The organism is Brevibacterium iodinum ATCC 49514, assembly GCF_900169265.1.
Lineage (GTDB): Bacteria > Actinomycetota > Actinomycetes > Actinomycetales > Brevibacteriaceae > Brevibacterium > Brevibacterium iodinum.
In genome coordinates this window covers 66,262-81,499 of sequence record NZ_FXYX01000017.1, presented here as the reverse complement: position 1 = coordinate 81,499, position 15,238 = coordinate 66,262, and the positions used below count along the sequence as shown (strand labels likewise).

16 protein-coding genes and 1 tRNA gene are annotated in these 15,238 nt (G+C 63.4%); 10 read left to right on the top strand and 7 right to left on the bottom strand.

Going from position 1 to position 15,238, the window contains the following annotated elements; translation table 11 throughout:
- Window positions 1-586: 586 nt before the first annotated feature.
- Together BI49514_RS11900 and BI49514_RS16360 are read right to left on the bottom strand one after the other, a co-directional pair.
- Window positions 587-659: transfer RNA gene (locus BI49514_RS11900), tRNA-Ala, on the bottom strand.
- 93 nt (window positions 660-752) lie between these two features.
- Complete coding sequence (locus tag BI49514_RS16360; RefSeq protein ID WP_145996215.1) at window positions 753-980, bottom strand: hypothetical protein; 228 nt, start codon at window positions 978-980, stop codon at window positions 753-755.
- Window positions 981-1,764: 784 nt separating this feature from the next.
- Between BI49514_RS16360 and BI49514_RS11895 the strand changes: the two genes are divergently transcribed.
- Window positions 1,765-2,670, top strand: coding sequence for a universal stress protein (locus BI49514_RS11895; protein WP_101546744.1), 906 nt, complete (start codon window positions 1,765-1,767; stop codon window positions 2,668-2,670).
- 1 nt (window position 2,671) lies between these two features.
- Window positions 2,672-3,547, top strand: coding sequence for an alpha/beta fold hydrolase (locus tag BI49514_RS11890; protein ID WP_257904126.1), 876 nt, complete (start codon window positions 2,672-2,674; stop codon window positions 3,545-3,547).
- A gap of 92 nt (window positions 3,548-3,639) precedes the next feature.
- On the opposite strand, the gene BI49514_RS11885 is transcribed toward BI49514_RS11890, so the two are convergent.
- Window positions 3,640-3,870, bottom strand: a complete 231-nt coding sequence (locus BI49514_RS11885; protein WP_101546743.1) for a hypothetical protein — start codon at window positions 3,868-3,870, stop codon at window positions 3,640-3,642.
- A gap of 72 nt (window positions 3,871-3,942) precedes the next feature.
- On the bottom strand, window positions 3,943-4,362 hold the full coding sequence (locus tag BI49514_RS11880; protein ID WP_101546742.1) for a phage holin family protein: 420 nt from the start codon (window positions 4,360-4,362) through the stop codon (window positions 3,943-3,945).
- Window positions 4,363-4,614: 252 nt separating this feature from the next.
- On the opposite strand from BI49514_RS11880, the gene BI49514_RS11875 reads away from it, so the two are divergent.
- Both BI49514_RS11875 and BI49514_RS11870 read left to right on the top strand, forming a co-directional pair.
- Window positions 4,615-5,925: an MFS transporter gene (locus BI49514_RS11875; RefSeq protein ID WP_101546741.1), complete on the top strand. Its 1,311-nt coding sequence runs from the start codon at window positions 4,615-4,617 to the stop codon at window positions 5,923-5,925.
- A gap of 147 nt (window positions 5,926-6,072) precedes the next feature.
- Window positions 6,073-7,542, top strand: coding sequence for a peptide MFS transporter (locus BI49514_RS11870; RefSeq protein ID WP_101546740.1), 1,470 nt, complete (start codon window positions 6,073-6,075; stop codon window positions 7,540-7,542).
- 434 nt (window positions 7,543-7,976) lie between these two features.
- Here BI49514_RS11870 and BI49514_RS11865 read toward each other — a convergent pair whose 3' ends face one another.
- Window positions 7,977-8,693, bottom strand: a complete 717-nt coding sequence (locus BI49514_RS11865; RefSeq protein WP_244195089.1) for a CPBP family intramembrane metalloprotease — start codon at window positions 8,691-8,693, stop codon at window positions 7,977-7,979.
- Window positions 8,694-8,813: 120 nt separating this feature from the next.
- Between BI49514_RS11865 and BI49514_RS11860 the strand changes: the two genes are divergently transcribed.
- Both BI49514_RS11860 and BI49514_RS11855 read left to right on the top strand, forming a co-directional pair.
- Window positions 8,814-10,031, top strand: coding sequence for a molybdopterin molybdotransferase MoeA (locus tag BI49514_RS11860; RefSeq protein ID WP_101546739.1), 1,218 nt, complete (start codon window positions 8,814-8,816; stop codon window positions 10,029-10,031).
- Between the two features lie 32 nt (window positions 10,032-10,063).
- Window positions 10,064-11,266, top strand: a complete 1,203-nt coding sequence (locus BI49514_RS11855; protein ID WP_101546738.1) for a ThiF family adenylyltransferase — start codon at window positions 10,064-10,066, stop codon at window positions 11,264-11,266.
- Window positions 11,267-11,298: 32 nt separating this feature from the next.
- Here BI49514_RS11855 and BI49514_RS11850 read toward each other — a convergent pair whose 3' ends face one another.
- Window positions 11,299-11,544 (bottom strand): MoaD/ThiS family protein, encoded by a 246-nt coding sequence (locus BI49514_RS11850; RefSeq protein ID WP_101546737.1) that lies wholly within the window; start codon window positions 11,542-11,544, stop codon window positions 11,299-11,301.
- Entirely contained in the window at window positions 11,545-12,633 is a 1,089-nt protein-coding gene (gene moaA / locus BI49514_RS11845) for a GTP 3',8-cyclase MoaA (RefSeq protein ID WP_101546736.1), read from the bottom strand.
- A 40-nt stretch (window positions 12,634-12,673) separates the two neighbouring features.
- Between moaA and BI49514_RS11840 the strand changes: the two genes are divergently transcribed.
- From BI49514_RS11840 to BI49514_RS11825, 4 genes are read left to right on the top strand one after another with little or no spacing between them, the layout of a single operon-like run.
- The gene (locus BI49514_RS11840) at window positions 12,674-13,882 is read left to right on the top strand and encodes a molybdopterin molybdotransferase MoeA (RefSeq protein ID WP_244195090.1); all 1,209 of its coding nucleotides are present in this window, start codon (window positions 12,674-12,676) and stop codon (window positions 13,880-13,882) included.
- Window positions 13,879-14,349 (top strand): cyclic pyranopterin monophosphate synthase MoaC, encoded by a 471-nt coding sequence (gene moaC, locus BI49514_RS11835; protein WP_101546734.1) that lies wholly within the window; start codon window positions 13,879-13,881, stop codon window positions 14,347-14,349. The genes BI49514_RS11840 and moaC overlap by 4 nt, the downstream gene beginning before the upstream one ends.
- Window positions 14,346-14,777: a molybdenum cofactor biosynthesis protein MoaE gene (locus BI49514_RS11830; protein WP_101546733.1), complete on the top strand. Its 432-nt coding sequence runs from the start codon at window positions 14,346-14,348 to the stop codon at window positions 14,775-14,777. Before moaC ends, BI49514_RS11830 begins: the two co-directional genes overlap by 4 nt.
- Window positions 14,774-15,175: a TOBE domain-containing protein gene (locus tag BI49514_RS11825; RefSeq protein WP_101546732.1), complete on the top strand. Its 402-nt coding sequence runs from the start codon at window positions 14,774-14,776 to the stop codon at window positions 15,173-15,175. The genes BI49514_RS11830 and BI49514_RS11825 overlap by 4 nt, the downstream gene beginning before the upstream one ends.
- Window positions 15,176-15,238 lie beyond the last annotated feature (63 nt).

Here is a 15,238-nt window from a genome sequence, read left to right as displayed (position 1 = left end):
GGGTCGAGCGGACCTATCACCGGAAGCGTCGACAGCGACGTTTGGGTAAACTGACCCCGGTTGAATACGAGCTTGTTCACCAAAAGGCCGTCGCCCTGGCGGCATAAACCCAGGAGTCAACCAAACCCTCAGCAGTCCCGTTCACTGTCGTCTGCATCGGACACCTCATGGGCGGCCAATGACGGTGCCGCCGCAGCTGGACGGAAAGGTGAAGAGATATTTCTCAGTCTCGCCGGGTTTTCTCCATTCGACCCTAAATCGTGGGCCGGATTTCGTTGTGTACCTGCGGATATGGGCCATACGTCTAATTTATCGTCAGCGCGACGCCCGGGAGGCAAGGACGTCATCTTATGTGAGCTCGTGTCGGTCGCACCGGGAGAGCTCCTGCTCGAGACGGCAGCTGACTTCCATGCCCCAGGCGATGCCCCGCGGGTGGCACCGAATTTCTGCCGATTGCTTCCCTGATCCACCCGTGGGGAGCTACTTCATGCCCCAGATCGGGGGTTCCATGGCCCAAAATTCGCTTTTTATGCCCCAAACGGCCCCCTCACCCGACATAATCCCTGGTGAGAGGGCCGTTCTTCTGTGGAGGTAAGGGGATTCGAACCCCTGACCTTCTCCATGCCATGGAGACGCGCTACCAACTGCGCCATACCCCCGCTTGCCTGATCAATATTACCCACGTGTGGGTGAGAGACCAAATCAGGGGAGAGTGACGCTCGACACAGCCAGGTATGGCTCACTTCTTCGGCTCAGATGTATGGGCGGACCTGGCTGAGGTAGCGCGCGATGTCCCGTTCGCGCAGTTCGCGGACACGCTGCTCACGAGCGTATTCGCGCAGTCGAGCCTGCTGGCGGGCGGCCGACTTTCGACGACGGGTTTCGGTGGTTGGGCCGGGCCGGCGAGCCCAACGGATGAGCTTCATCCCAGTGCTCAGGGCCCAGCGGCGTGGATAGGTGAATGGGAATGTGGTCGACACAATCTGTCCTCTGATTTTCAGGCAGGGAATATCCGCAAATGGGCGGGAGATATCCCCAAAGGGCGTTAGGGAAATGAGAATCGGAAAAATCGGTCTCTTAATAGAGTGCTGTTCAAAAAAAGATGCACAATGCAGATGAGGAGAAATGCATCTGCTGAAATGCGTCAATGACACAGCGCTTTTCGCGAAAGAGAGAATGCAATTCGGAAAACCGCGAACTCAGAACGGAAGAGAGTCGGACAGCTGGGTGTACGGCAGTGCAGCACTCAGCTGAAAGTGACGGCCGATCAGAGTTCGAAGTCAGCGCGTGAAGCGTGAAGAATGCCAGTTCTCAGGCGACCGGTGGCTCAGGGGACAGCGGTGGCCGGAAGCCAACCGGTGGAAAAGACGTGAGAGACGGCTGTGTCAGCCGACGAGTCCTTGTCCGCCAATCGGGCAGGCAGCGTATTCATGCCAAGGCGTTCGAAGGTCAGGGCCTGCAAGAAAATTCATCATCGTAACTGCTCTCCTTTCATGGTCGTGGATCTCGTGGGGACGGCGTCAACGTCCGCTGTTGTCAAGGTGCAATCAGGGTGGTGTCTGCGAATCCATAATTGCACTGTCGAATTTAGCACAGCTTTCATTGCGTGTGGGAGTTTTGTTCATTATTTTCTCAAATATTTTGACTTCGTCTGTTCGGGTTTGAAAGACGGTTCGTGAAAACTGTTGGTCGAAGCGCTGTTTGGGCCGACGTAGAATCAGAGGAGACGTGCATCAGTCGGACGCGCAGCTTGAGGAGTTGAGGATGTCAGAGACCGCCACCACCAGACGTCTGGTCGTCGGATACATCGCCACGGATCGGGGTCGGGATGCGATCTCACTGGCCATTTCGATCGCGCGGTCCATCGACGTCGAGCTCGTGGTCACCATCGTCCGTCCGGAATCATCGACGATTCTCGCCGGGAGCGCCGTGCCGAAGGACGGGGCCGGGATCGTGGCCCAGCAGATCGATGATTGGTTGGACGAAGCGCTGGCACTCATCCCCGATGACATCCGCGCCAGAGGCTGCATCCATATCGCCTCGAACGAATCCAAGGGACTCATGGAGGTCGCCGAGCAGGAAGGCGCACTGGGCATCATCATCGGTGCACGGGCCACCACACTCATGCGCCAACTGCGCATCGGCACGGTCGCTTCGTCGCTGCTGCACTCGTCGACGGTACCCGTCGTGCTCGCCCCGTCGGGCAGATCCGACATCGGGCCGATCTCGCGGGTGACCGCACTCTACGGTGCTCGCCCAGGTGCTTCGTCACTCATCGGAGCGGGCATCGAATCGGCCGTCGGCCTCGGAGTCGATCTCAGATTGCTGTCCCTGATCGAGAACGACGGACTCTATGACGACGAGGTTGCCGAGATCACCGAATTCGCCGAACAGTACGGGGGAGCGGTGCTGGCCGACGACGCTTCCGAAATGCTGGCTTCTGGCCGCGCGACGGTGAGAACCAAGGCCGGAGCCGATATCGAAGAGGCCGCCGAGACCATCGACTGGCAGCCCGGCGACCTCGCCTTTATCGGATCGAGCCGCTTGGGTCACGGAGGCAAGGTCGCGATCGGTGCGAGGGCGCGCCGTCTGCTGCGTGTCCTGCCGGTTCCGGTGGTGGTCGTGCCCCGCCGTGCCGTGAGTCGACTGCACACCACTGAAACCGACTGAGGTGCGGATACGAGAATCACAGCGGACCGACATCCGGCTGGGCTCACACCGCACGGCCGCGTGGATCTATCCGGGTGACCGGTGCCAGCGACCCCTGCTGATGGTGCATGGCTTCCGTGGGGACCATCATGGAATGGACCTGATCGCCGGCAGCATCACCGACCGCGAGGTGGTCGTGCCCGACCTGCCCGGGTTCGGTCTCACGGCCCCGCTGGGCTCGGGCTCGTCGCTCTCTGCCTTCGTCGATCATCTCCTCGCTCTGCGCGCCGAGGTGGGCAGGCAGCGGGGCGTGACACCGATCCTGGTGGGCCACTCCTTCGGATCGATCCTGGTCAGCCACCTAGCGGCCTCCCACCGGGACGTCATCGACGAAATCGTGCTCATCAATCCGATCACCAGCCCCGCACTCGAAGGACCCGCACGCTTCCTCACCGCGGTCACCCGCGCCTACTATGCCGTCGGCGCGCGGCTGCCCGAGCGAGCCGGTCGCTCCCTGCTGGGCAACCCCGTGATCGTCCGCGCTATGAGCGTGGCCATGGCCACGACCGGCGATCCCGGCCTGCGTTCGTACATCCATGATCAGCACGCGCGACATTTCTCGTCGTTCGCCGACCGCACGTCCCTGTCAGAGGCCTTCGCGACGTCCGTCGCGCACACCGTCACCGAGGTGGCCGACCACCTGAGTATGCCCACGCTCGTCATCGCCGGCGATCATGACGCCATCGCCCCGATCGGACCGACCCGTGCATTCGTGGAGAAGCTCCCCGACGTCGAATTCGTGGAATTGGGCGGGGTGGGCCACCTCGTGCACTATGAGCGCTCGGAGGAAGCCGCCTCGGCGATCATGGATTTCTGTCACCGACGAATCGACAGGTGATTCGGCGTGTGACAAGACGAAGGGATAGCCGGTGAATCGACGAAGGGCCGCTGCGCATCAGCGCAGCGGCCCTTCTTATGCCGTGTCGGAGATCAGCGGCGACCGTCGCGCGCCCAACGGTAGACGATCGGCACGAGGAACGCGAAGCTCGATGCGAGCAGGCCGCCCCAGAACACCCAGAATTCGGTTCCCTCAGGCGAGGAGAACGAGGCTCCGAAAAGGTAGAGACCGAACAGGAAGAGCGCGAAGGCAAAGACGAAGACGATGACATCGGCGAACGATGCTGAATTGCGGGTTCTCTTCGGGGCGGCGATATCGGACATGGTCTCCTCCGGCGATGATTCTGGTGGTCAGCTGACTCTCAGCGACAGTCTACATCGCGTAGAGGACTTTGCTCATCTCCGGTCGTGTTCGGCGCTTCGCTCCGGGACCAGCCAACCGAGCAGAGCCGAGACGATCGAGACGATGATCGCGGCGAAGATGGCGGAGAAGAAGAACGAATCGATGGTGAACTCGAACGGGGTGAACCCGCTGAGCCAGCTCGTCAGCGCCAACATGATCGCGTTGATGACGATCGAGAACATCCCCAGAGTCAGACACGTGATCGGAGCCGAGACGAAGCTGAGGATCGGTTTGATGAAAGCGTTCGCCAACCCGAAGATGAGGCCGATGACGAGGTAGGAGATGATCATCGCCGGTATGGCTCCGGCCTGCTCCTCGACGACCCGGTTCCCTGTGATCGTCACACCCGGCAGGATCCAGGCCGCCACCCAGATCGCACAGGCGTTGACGATGACGCGAGACAAGAAATTCATATCCGTCATCCTCGCAGACCGATCTGCGTTCTTTCTGAGTCGCGGATGGGAATGAGTTCCGTGCCATGGTGATCAAACTCAACGTCGCTTGGTGCACTGGCACTCGAATCGGATCGGCAAACACAGTAGCCTGAAGGGGAACCTCTCGGTTCGACTTTCTCAGACCAACAGCGTGCACCTACCGAGTGATTTGATCCAGGTCACCACGGCGGCACGACCTCCCGGATGAACGGGAGCAGAAACTGGATTGATATGACAGACAGTGACATACCCGCCTCGGCTCGGCGCACCACCGTGCAGCAGTCCTCACCGACTCTGTTCTCGGCCGTCGGGCGCAGCTATTTCCCGGTCGCCTTCGTCGCCCGCATGCCTTTCGCCATGATCGTCGTCGGTGTCCTCACCCTCGTTGTGGCCGGTCGCGGATCGCTCAGCTTGGGCGGGATCAATTCCGCCATGGTCGGCTTGGGCACGGCTCTGTTCGGTTCCTTCATCGGGGCGGCTGCCGACCGGTGGGGACAGCGCTACGTTCTGCTCATCGCCGGGATCCTCAACTGCCTGGCGCTGACCTTCATGGCGTGGGTCGTCTTCAGCCCGCTGCCGGATTTCGTCGTGTTCATCGCCGCCTTCGCGATCGGTGCCACCTCACCTCAGGTCGCGCCGATGTCGCGGTCTCGAATCGTCGACATCGTCATGTCTGTGCTGCCCTTGTCGAGGCGGCCGAAGGTGCTCAATGCCACGATGGCCTACGAATCCGCAGCCGATGAGGTCATCTTCGTCTTCGGGCCCTTCCTCGTCGGGCTCTTGGCGACCGTCTTCACCCCGGTCGCGCCCATCATCGGGGCGATCGTGATGACGCTCGTCTTCGTCTCCGCTTTTGCACTCCATCCGACGGGTCGGGCGCGTTCGACGGGGACGTCGAGCAAACACGGCGAGCGTGCTCCGGTCAAGGACATGTTCACCGCCGGTGTCTTCGTCATCATCCTCGGCGTCTTCGGCGTCGGCATGGTGTTCGGCTCCACCCTCACCGCTCTGACCGCTCTGACCAACGACATCGGCCGACCGGAGGAGGCCGGTCTCATCTACGGAGTGATGGGCATCGGCTCTGCGGTGCTGGCGATCTCGGTGGTGCTGTTCCCCTCTGCGTTCGCCCTGTGGGCGCGACTGCTGTGCTTCGCGCCGGTTCTGGTCACGGGCTCGGTCATCCTCGCGTCGACGGAATCGATGCCGATCATCGTCATCGCTCTGCTGCTCATGGGCACAGGCATCGGTCCGAGCCTCGTCACTCTCTTCAGCCTTGCCGCCGAACGTGCGCCGTTCGGTCGTTCGGCGACGGTGATGTCGATGGCGGGGTCGGCGATCATCGTCGGCCAATCGGTGTCCTCGGCGATCAACGGAATCCTCGCCGAGGATCGGGGAACGGCCGTGGCGATGACCGTCCCAGTGGCCGCCTCGGTGATCGTCCTGTGTGCGGGCCTGCTCAATCTGTTCGTCGGGAGGCGCCGCGATCGGAACGATGACAAGCGGTCACGGCGCCGCGTGACTGAGGTCGAAGAAGAGATCTGAATCACTCCGACTTTCCGCTTTTTGGGACGGCGTGTCCCAGGCATTGCAAGGTGTGACCGGGACATGACCGAGGAGTAGGATGTCCGCTGGTCCATCGTGAAATGTGCCACGGATCGTGGCCTCTCACACCACTACGGAAAGCACACAATGTCTTCAAGCACCGCGACGACCGAGGCCGTCCGCAGCGATGCCCGCTTCTTCGGACACCCTCTGCCGCTCATGCAGCTGTTCAGCCTGGAACTGTGGGAGCGCTTCTCCTACTACGGCATGAACGGCATCCTCGCCCTCTACCTCTACTTCAGCGTCACCGAGGGCGGCATGGGGATGGAACAGGGCACGGCATTTGGGATCGTCGGTGCGTACGGAGGCGCTGTCTTCCTCGCCACAATCCTCGGCGCCTGGATCGCCGACCGCCTCGCAGGTGCGGAGAAGGTCCTCTTCTACTCCGCGATCATCATCATGATCGGTCACATCTGCTTGGCACTCGTCCCAGGATTCGGGGGAGTGGCAGCCGGCCTCATCCTCGTCGCTCTCGGCTCCGGCGGTCTCAAGGCGAACGCCTCGGCACTAGTCGGCGAACTCTACGAGGAGAAGGACCCGCGTCGTGACGCCGGCTTCACCATCTTCTACATGGGTGTGAATATCGGAGCCCTCCTCGGCCCGCTGATCACCGGTCTTCTCCAGAAGAACATCGGATTCCACTATGGATTCGGGGCCGCCGCGGTCGGCATGGCCCTCGGACTCATCATCTATCTCACCGGCCGCGAGAGCCTGCCGCCGGAGTCCCGTGTCGCAGTCAATCCGCTGCCGAAGAACAAGCTCTACCTCTTCATCGTGGCCATCGTGGTCGTCGTTCTCCTCGCCGTCATTCTATGGGTGACGAAGATCGTCAACCCGGAAAACCTCGATTGGTGGATCGCTGGGATCTCTGCCGGAGCGGCCGCCTGCTACTTCATCGTCATGTACACCTCGCCGCAGACGAACTCCGACGAACGCTCTCGCGTCCTCGCCTTCATCCCGTTCTTCCTCACAGTCGTGGTGTTCTGGTCGATGTACCAGCAAATTTTCGGAGTGCTGACCGGCTACTCAGACACCCAGCTCAACCGTTCGATCTTCGGCTGGGAGATGCCGATCAACTGGATCCAGCTGATCCCCGCGTTCTTCGTCATCGTCTTCGCCCCGCTCTTCGCGACGATGTGGATGAAGCTCGGTCCCAAGCAGATTTCGACACCGGTCAAGGCCGGACTGTCTCTCGTGCTCATCGGTATCGGCTTCCTCATGTTCCTGCCCTTCGCTGAGGCCGGGCAAAATGAGACCCCGCTGCTGTGGGTATGTCTGACCCTCGCTGTGTTTGTCTTCGGCGAGCTGCTCATCTCGCCAGTGGGACTCTCGTTCTCCACGAAGGTCGCACCGAAGGTATTCCAGTCACAGATGATTGCCGTCTTCTTCCTCGCCTCGGGTGTGGGCACTGCGCTGTCCGGTGTGCTCGGCGGCTACTTCGACGCTGCCGATCAGACACCCTATTGGATGTCGGTCGGCGGTTCGACGATTGTTCTCGGCTTACTCGCGCTGACGCTCACGAAACCAATGCTCAAACTGCTGCGCGGAATCCGCTGATTCAGTCGCTGCGCGCATAGTCAGTGCAGCTCGAAAGGCCCCTGTGAGTCGCCGACTCACAGGGGCCTTCGGCGTTCCCTGGGGGGCATCCCTCACCCGCAGTGTCGCTTCAGAGCGTTGCAGAACGAGGGTGTGGCCGGACGGGTGAGGGGTGCCGGAGCGGCGGTGTGCATTGCTGCTAGTTGGTGGGCGTGCAACCGACAGGAGGGCGTGCGACCGACAGGAGGGCGTGACGCTGGGTGGGCGAATCGCAAGCACAGCGCCGCACAGCCTCGGCGATCACGGGGGGCGCGACCCCCGAGTCAGACGCCGATGAAGATGGGCAGCGCGTCAGGATGGTGGGCGTGGACGATCGTGAGGAACACGAGCGCGTCGAAGAGCAGATGCACCGTGACCGTATAAGGCAGTGACTTCGTGCGGGTGAAGATGAAGGCCTATACGAGCGCGAAGGGGATCGTCAGCAGCGGACCGATCGACCGGTAGCCGAGCTCCCAGAGGAACGAGACGAAGATGATCGTGGTGAATACGTTCGCAGTCCAGAACGAGAAGTGTTTGCGCAGGAGCGCGAAGACCGTGCAGATGAAGAACAGCTCATCCCAGATGCCCACGGCGTTGACCCCGAAGAACAGACGGATGATCTCCGACCAGTTCGTAAGCGGAGGCCAGTTGAGGTAGACCTCGGTGCGCATGAAGTACTGCGGCAGCACTGCCCAAGCGACCACAACGACGAAGACCAGCCATGCCCACTCCAGTCGCGACCAGGGCTGGCCGCGACGCAGCGGAAACTGGATCGTCTTGTCCTCGAACACGTAACGAGTCACGAGCCAAGGGCCGGTGACGACGGCGGAGAGCACAACGCCCATGCGTGCGATGTTCGACCACGAGATATCGGCTTCGACCGATATCGCCGAGATGAGAGCGAGACAGGCAGCGATGATGCTGAGGTCTCTGGCGAAACTCCGATTGACACTCCACACGATGATCAGGGCCGCGAGCATCGGGACGTACCCGAAGGCACGGACCGGCGGAAACGTCGTTCCCACACCGAAGAGCACAACTGCCGAGACCGCCAGCAAAGCAGCCGCAGCGGCCTCCCAGCTGAGCGGTTTCAACTGCGAGGATCCGATGGTTACTGCTCGGTCAGTGTCCACGCTCCACACTGTAGACGAACCCGGCCCGAGCCGCACCGGATCTTCGACCAGTGCCGCACCGGATCTTCGCGTCCGGCTGGGCCGAATCACCAGTAGGATCGAAGCGAGGGAAGGACATCATTGGACCCAGAGGACTACTCCGAGCTCATCACCGAACTGGCACCGAATCTCCACACCGAGACGACGTCGGTACGCGGCGCCGTCGGTCGCACCACGGCAACGGATATCAGCGCTCCGGGATCGGTGCCCGACTTCGCCGCCTCGGCGATGGATGGTTTCGCCCTCGACGGCGCCGCCCTGGACTCCGCCCGCGACGGGAATGCCATTCGAGTCGTCGGCGACACCCCCGCCGGACATCCCGCCGTCACTCTGCAGACGGGATGCGCTGTGCGCGTGATGACAGGTGCTCCCGTTCCCACCTGCGCCGAGGCGGTCGTCCCTGTCGAGCTGACCGACGCCCGACAGACCGGGCCGGCTCCCGAAGCCATCCGAATCGATTCCCTTCTGGAGTCAGTGCCTCCGGAGTGGAACATCCGCTCGATCGGTGAGGACATGAGCCGGGGCGACATCGTCCTGACCGTCGGGGAGCGGATCACTTCGGCCGGGGTCGGCGTGCTGGCGATGCTCGGCATCACCGAGATCGACGTCGTCCGCAGGCCCCGCATCGGTCTGATCGTCACCGGGGACGAAATCCAGGGGACCGACCAGACAGGTGAGAGCCGCACCGAGGCGGCCGCCTCCTCGATCTTCAATTCGAACCTGCCGATGCTCGCCGCCGCAGTCCGCGGCTTCGGTGCCGAACCCATCGAAGCCACGTGCAGCGACGACGCCGACGAGCTGCGCGGCGTGCTCATGGCGATGAGCACCGGGGCCGACCTCGTGGTGACGACCGGAGGTATCAGCGCCGGTGCCTTCGAAGTCGTCCGCCAGGTCCTGGAACCCGACCATTCGACATTCCGCCGACTGGGTATGCGACCCGGATCGCCTCAGGGATTCGGGCGTTTCGGTACTCTGCCGCTTATTCATCTGCCCGGCACTCCGCAGGGAGCCTTCGTCGCCTTCCACCTCTTCGTCGGCTCGCTGCTGACCGGGAAGAGTCTGCGACAGAGATGGCGGAAGGGAATTCTTGCAGGCACCGACCTGCGACCACACGGAAACGCCGTCACCTTCCGTCCCGGCACCTTCACCGATTCGGGTGAGATCCTTCCCGCCGACCGGGCCCGGCTTTCGAACTTCGCCACGGCCGATGTGATCATCAGAATCCCGCCCGGCACCGATACCTCGTATGGTTCAGCAGAACTGTGCACAGGCACGGCGGTCGACTACCTCGAGTGCTGATGCCGTCGGCCCTGTCGGATTAGGATGGGGCCATGTCCACTTCACGCCTGAGCCCTGCCGACCGGACCCGCTACGCTCGGCAGATCCGACTGTCCGGATTCGGCGAAAGAGCGCAGGCGGCGCTGCTCGACTCGCACGTCCTCGTCATCGGCGCCGGGGGACTCGGAGCTCCGATTCTCAGCTACCTCGCGGCCGTGGGCATCGGCACGATCACCGTGGTCGACCCCGATATCGTCGAACTGAGCAATCTGCATCGGCAGGTCATCCACACCGAGGCGGCCATCGGCACTCGTAAGATCGATTCCGCTCAGCAGCGGATGAACGGGATCAATTCGTCGATCGAGGTCCGCACGATTCCGCAGCTGCTCACTCCGGACAACGCTCTCGAACTCTTCGAAGGCGTCGACATCGTCGTCGATGGCAGCGACAACTTCGCCACCCGCTACCTCGCCAACGACGCCTGCGAGATCCTCGGAATCCCACTCGTCTGGGGGACGATCCTCGGCTTCGACGGACAGCTCGCCGTCTTCGACGCCGAACGCGGCGCCACACTGCGCGACCTCTATCCCGAGGTTCCCGCTCCGGGCAGTGTGCCCGACTGCTCGGTCGCCGGAGTCCTCGGGCCCCTGTGCGGAAGCATCGGATCCGCCATGGCGATGGAGGCCATCAAGGTGCTCACCGGAATCGGCACACCGCTCTACAACAGCGTGGCCATCCACAGCAGCCTCGACACCGGCTGGGAGACGGTCCCGGTCCGGCCGATCCCCGGCAGACCTCCGGTCACCGACCTCGAGCAGCATCGCGGCGACTACGCCCAGCACACGTTCGACTCTCTGAGCACCGACGACACCGCAGAGAGTGCAAAAGGCTCGACCGCAGGGGAGAACCTTCTGGGGCCGGCTACCGTCACCTGGGCGGAGGTCGAGGCCGGGTCCATCCTCGTCGACATCCGCGATGACGATGAGGTCGCCTCGGGGATGGTCCCCGGTGCCATTCACATTCCGATGGACGAGCTCCTCGCCGATCCCAGCCTGCTGCCGACTGCCAACACAGCCGACGCGTCCGCCATTTCTGACGCCGCCTCCGCACGGCCGCTCGGCATCGCACTGTACTGCCGGTCGGGAGTGCGCTCGGCGAAGACCGCTGCGCAGCTGCGTTCACACGGCATGGCAGTGACGTCGGTCCACGGCGGATATCTCGCTTTTCTGTCTCAGCCGGATCCACAGCAGAGCTGACGAGGCTTCAGCCGATCTCGCCGCTCAAGGTCCTACCCGCCGGCGAACGGCGGGAGGACATCGACGGTGTCGCCGTCGGACAGTTTCGCGGACCGATCGGTGGCGGCCACGGAATTGACGAGGAAGCTCGAGCGCGACAGCACGGTCGCGGCTTGGGGGTCGGCCGCCTCGGCGAGGGTCGTGACGAGCTCATCGACGGACCCGGCACGGACCTGTGATTCGCGGGCGCCGAAGGCCTCTCGGGCTGCGGCGAAGAACCGAACGGTGATGGTGGGCACTTATCCTCCGATGGCGCTCATGGGTCGTTGTGGCTGCTCGAACGATTCCGTGTCCATCCCATGACCGGCGAGCTTCTTCCAGTGCGCACCCTTCCACAGATCCGCGATCGATTCGTCGGAGGCGCCATCGCGCATCGCCGTGAGCAGATCGACCTCGGTGCGGGAGAACAGGCAGGTGCGCACACGTCCCTCCGCGGTCAGTCGGGTGCGAGTGCAGTCTGCGCAGAAGGGACGCGTGACCGAAGCGATGATGCCGACGGTGCCGAGGATCGAATCGGGACGGCGTCGATCGGCGACGAGGAACTTCTCGGCCGGGGCGCCGTTGCGCGGGGCTGAATCCGGGGTGAGGACGAATCGGGGTTCGAGGAGCGCGAAGATGTCGGCGGCGGTGATCATCGACGTCCGATCCCAGGAATGTCCGGCATCCAGGGGCATCTGTTCGATGAAACGCAGGCTCAGATCCTGTTCGAGACACCACTGCAGCAGATCAGGCGCCTGTGCATCGTTGACTCCCGGCAGCAGCACGGCGTTGATCTTCACAGGGCTGAGGCCGGCGGCTTTCGCCCCGTCGATGCCCTCGAGCACACGTTTGAGGAACGGGCGTCGGGTCATGGTCGCGAAGGTCTCCGCATCGATCGTGTCGAGAGAGACGTTGATACGATCCAGTCCCGCCTCTTTCAGCCCCGCGGCGCGTTTGTCCAGACCGATCGCGTTCGTCGTCAGTGCGATGTTCGGTCGCGGTTCCAGTGCCGCGACACCGGCGATGATCTCGTTGATGTCCTTGCGGGTCAGGGGTTCGCCGCCGGTGAATCGGACCTGGTCGACGCCGAACTTCTCCACGGCGATGCGGACGAAGCGGACGATCTCGTCGCCGGACATTGCGGAGTCGCGGGACATGAACTCGACGCCTTCTTCCGGCATGCAGTAGGTGCAGCGCAGGTTGCAGAAGTCCGTGAGGGAGATGCGGAGGTCGCGAGCGCGGCGATCGAAGGTGTCGAGCAGCGCGTCCTCGCTGTGGGCGGTGAACTCCTCGCCCGGGTCCACCGTCGGAGTTCTCAGCACCGGCATGGGCAGGCCGATCTTCTCCATTGCGTCATCCTCCTTGAAAGCGTGTAGATATCATCGTCCCATGACTACTGCGAAGATGCATCGTGAGCGCGTATCCGAAATCATATCGCCGCTGACCGGTCCGGTGAGCCTGCCGCTGAGTTCGCTGCTGGAGGCGCCGAGGCGACTGACCGCCGATGTGGAATCGCCGATCGATGTGCCCGGCTTCGACAACTCGAGCATGGACGGCTATGCCCTGGCCGCCGCCACCGCGGAAGAGATGGGCGGAAGCCCGATTCCCGTAGGCGGTCGCGTCGCAGCGGGGGCCCGTGGTGAGACAGTCCAGCCGGGTACCGCGGTGGAGATCATGACCGGAGCACCGCTGCCGCAGGGCACCGATATGGTTGTCAAGATCGAAGACACGGCAGCGGGACGCTTCGGTGCCGAATCCATCACCCTCGACGCCGGTGCAGAACCACGCCCGGGAGCATTCGTCCGCCCCCGCGGCTCCGACGTGACCGCCGGACAGACCGTGTTGAGCGCGGGCACCATGCTGACGCCCGCCCACCTCGGCGTGGCCGCCGCGTGTGGAGTGAACGAACTGCCCGTGCTCGGCCTGCCGCGTGTCCTCATCGTGAGCACGGGTGATGAGATCGCCGCCGAGGCGGCCGCCGGAATCAACGACGCGAATTCCGTGACGCTCAGCTCCGGACTGCGCCGCCTCGGCGTCGACACCGAGGTCGCGTTCGTCCCCGACGACCCGCAGCAGCTGCTCGACCGAGTCCGCGACAGCGACGCTCAGCTGGTCATCTCCACCGGCGGCATCTCGAAGGGAGCGCACGAAGTCGTCAGACTCGCTGCCGATCTCGATGCTGACTCTTCGATGACCTTCGAACCGATCGCCATGCAGCCGGGGGGACCGCAGGGCTGCGGACGCCTGGCCGACCACGCGTGGGTCGCGCTGCCCGGTAACCCGGTGAGCACACTCATCAGCTTCGAGCTCTTCATCCGCCCCGCCCTGCTCGGTCTGCCCGATCATGAGGCACCCCGGGAAGTCGCTCACCACCGACTGGCTCACGGATTCGACGAAGCCCCTCCGGCCGGAAAGCTGCAGGTCCGCCGCGCCAGACTGACTGAGGCTGGCCTCGAGTTCGTCGGGGACTCCCGATCCCACCTGCTCCACAGCTACGCCGAAGCCAGCCACCTCGTCTTCGTCTCACCCGAGGACGCAGGCGCAGGCGATCCGTTCTCGGCTGTGGGAGATAGGCTGATGACGTGGAAGATCGCATGAAACTCAGCCACGTCGACGCATCGGGGACAGCCCAGATGGTGGATGTCGGCGACAAGGACGTCACGAAGCGCCGGGCAGTCGCCTCCGGCCTCATCACCACTCGGCCCGAGGTCATCGACCTCATCGCCGAGGCGGGACTGCCCAAGGGCGATGCCCTGCCCGTGGCCCGCATCGCGGCCATGATGGGCGCTAAGCGCACCAGCGACCTCATCCCGCTGTGCCATCCGCTGCCGCTGACGGGAATCGATGTGGAGTTCGAACTCCGCGAGGACGCGGTGGCCATCACCGCCGGGGTCAAGACCGTGTCGAAGACCGGCGTCGAAATGGAAGCGCTGACGGCTGTGACCACGGCGGCACTGACGATCTTCGACATGATCAAAGCCGTCGACAGTCGAGCCGTGATCGGCGACATCAAGGTCATCGAGAAGACCGGCGGAAAGAGCGGCGATTGGACACGAGAGTCATGAGCACCGGAACCGTCGTGACCACAGGAGTAGTCGAGACCCCGATTTCGACGCAGGAACTCGAACCCGAGGTCCTCACCGACACCTGCGGTGCCGCCGTCAGCTTCTCCGGGGTCATCCGCGACCACGACGAAGGCCGTGGAGTGAGCCGACTGCACTATGAATCCCACCCCCTGGCCTCAACTCAGATCGCCGAGGTGGCGGCAGACGTCGCTGTCCGTCATCCCGCGGTCAGGCTCTCCGTCGTCCACCGCGTCGGTGACCTCGAGATCGGCGACGTGGCCCTGGCCGCGGTCGTCGCCTCCGCTCACCGGCAGGATTCCTTCCGCGCCTGCTCCGAGCTCATCGACGAGGTCAAGGCTCGGGTCGCTATCTGGAAACACCAGCATTTCAGCGATGGCACTGACGAATGGGTAGGAGCCCTCGAATGACCCGACTGCGTATCAGCGATGCGGCACGCTTCCTCGGAGTCAGCGATGACACGGTGCGACGGTGGGTCGCCGATGGTCGCCTCTCCCAACACAAAGACGCGTCGAACCGGGCGGTCGTCGAAGGCAGTGAGCTCGCCGCTCTTGCCCAATCATCCTCCGGTGCTCTGCCCGACCCCAGCGGAGTCGTGAGCTCCTCGCGCAACCGCTTCGCCGGACTCGTCACAGACGTCAGCATCGACGGAGTGATGGCCCAGGTCAGCATGCAGTGCGGACCCTTCCGCGTGGTTTCGCTGATGTCGGCCGAAGCCTGTCGCGAACTCGAGCTCGAACCGGGAAGTCTTGCGACCGCCTCGGTGAAGGCGACGATGGTGTCGATCGACACCGTTCCGGGTTCGTGAGGGGCAGCCGACTCATCCGCGCTGTACGAACTCTCCGAGTCTCATAATCGGAACTGAAGTCGA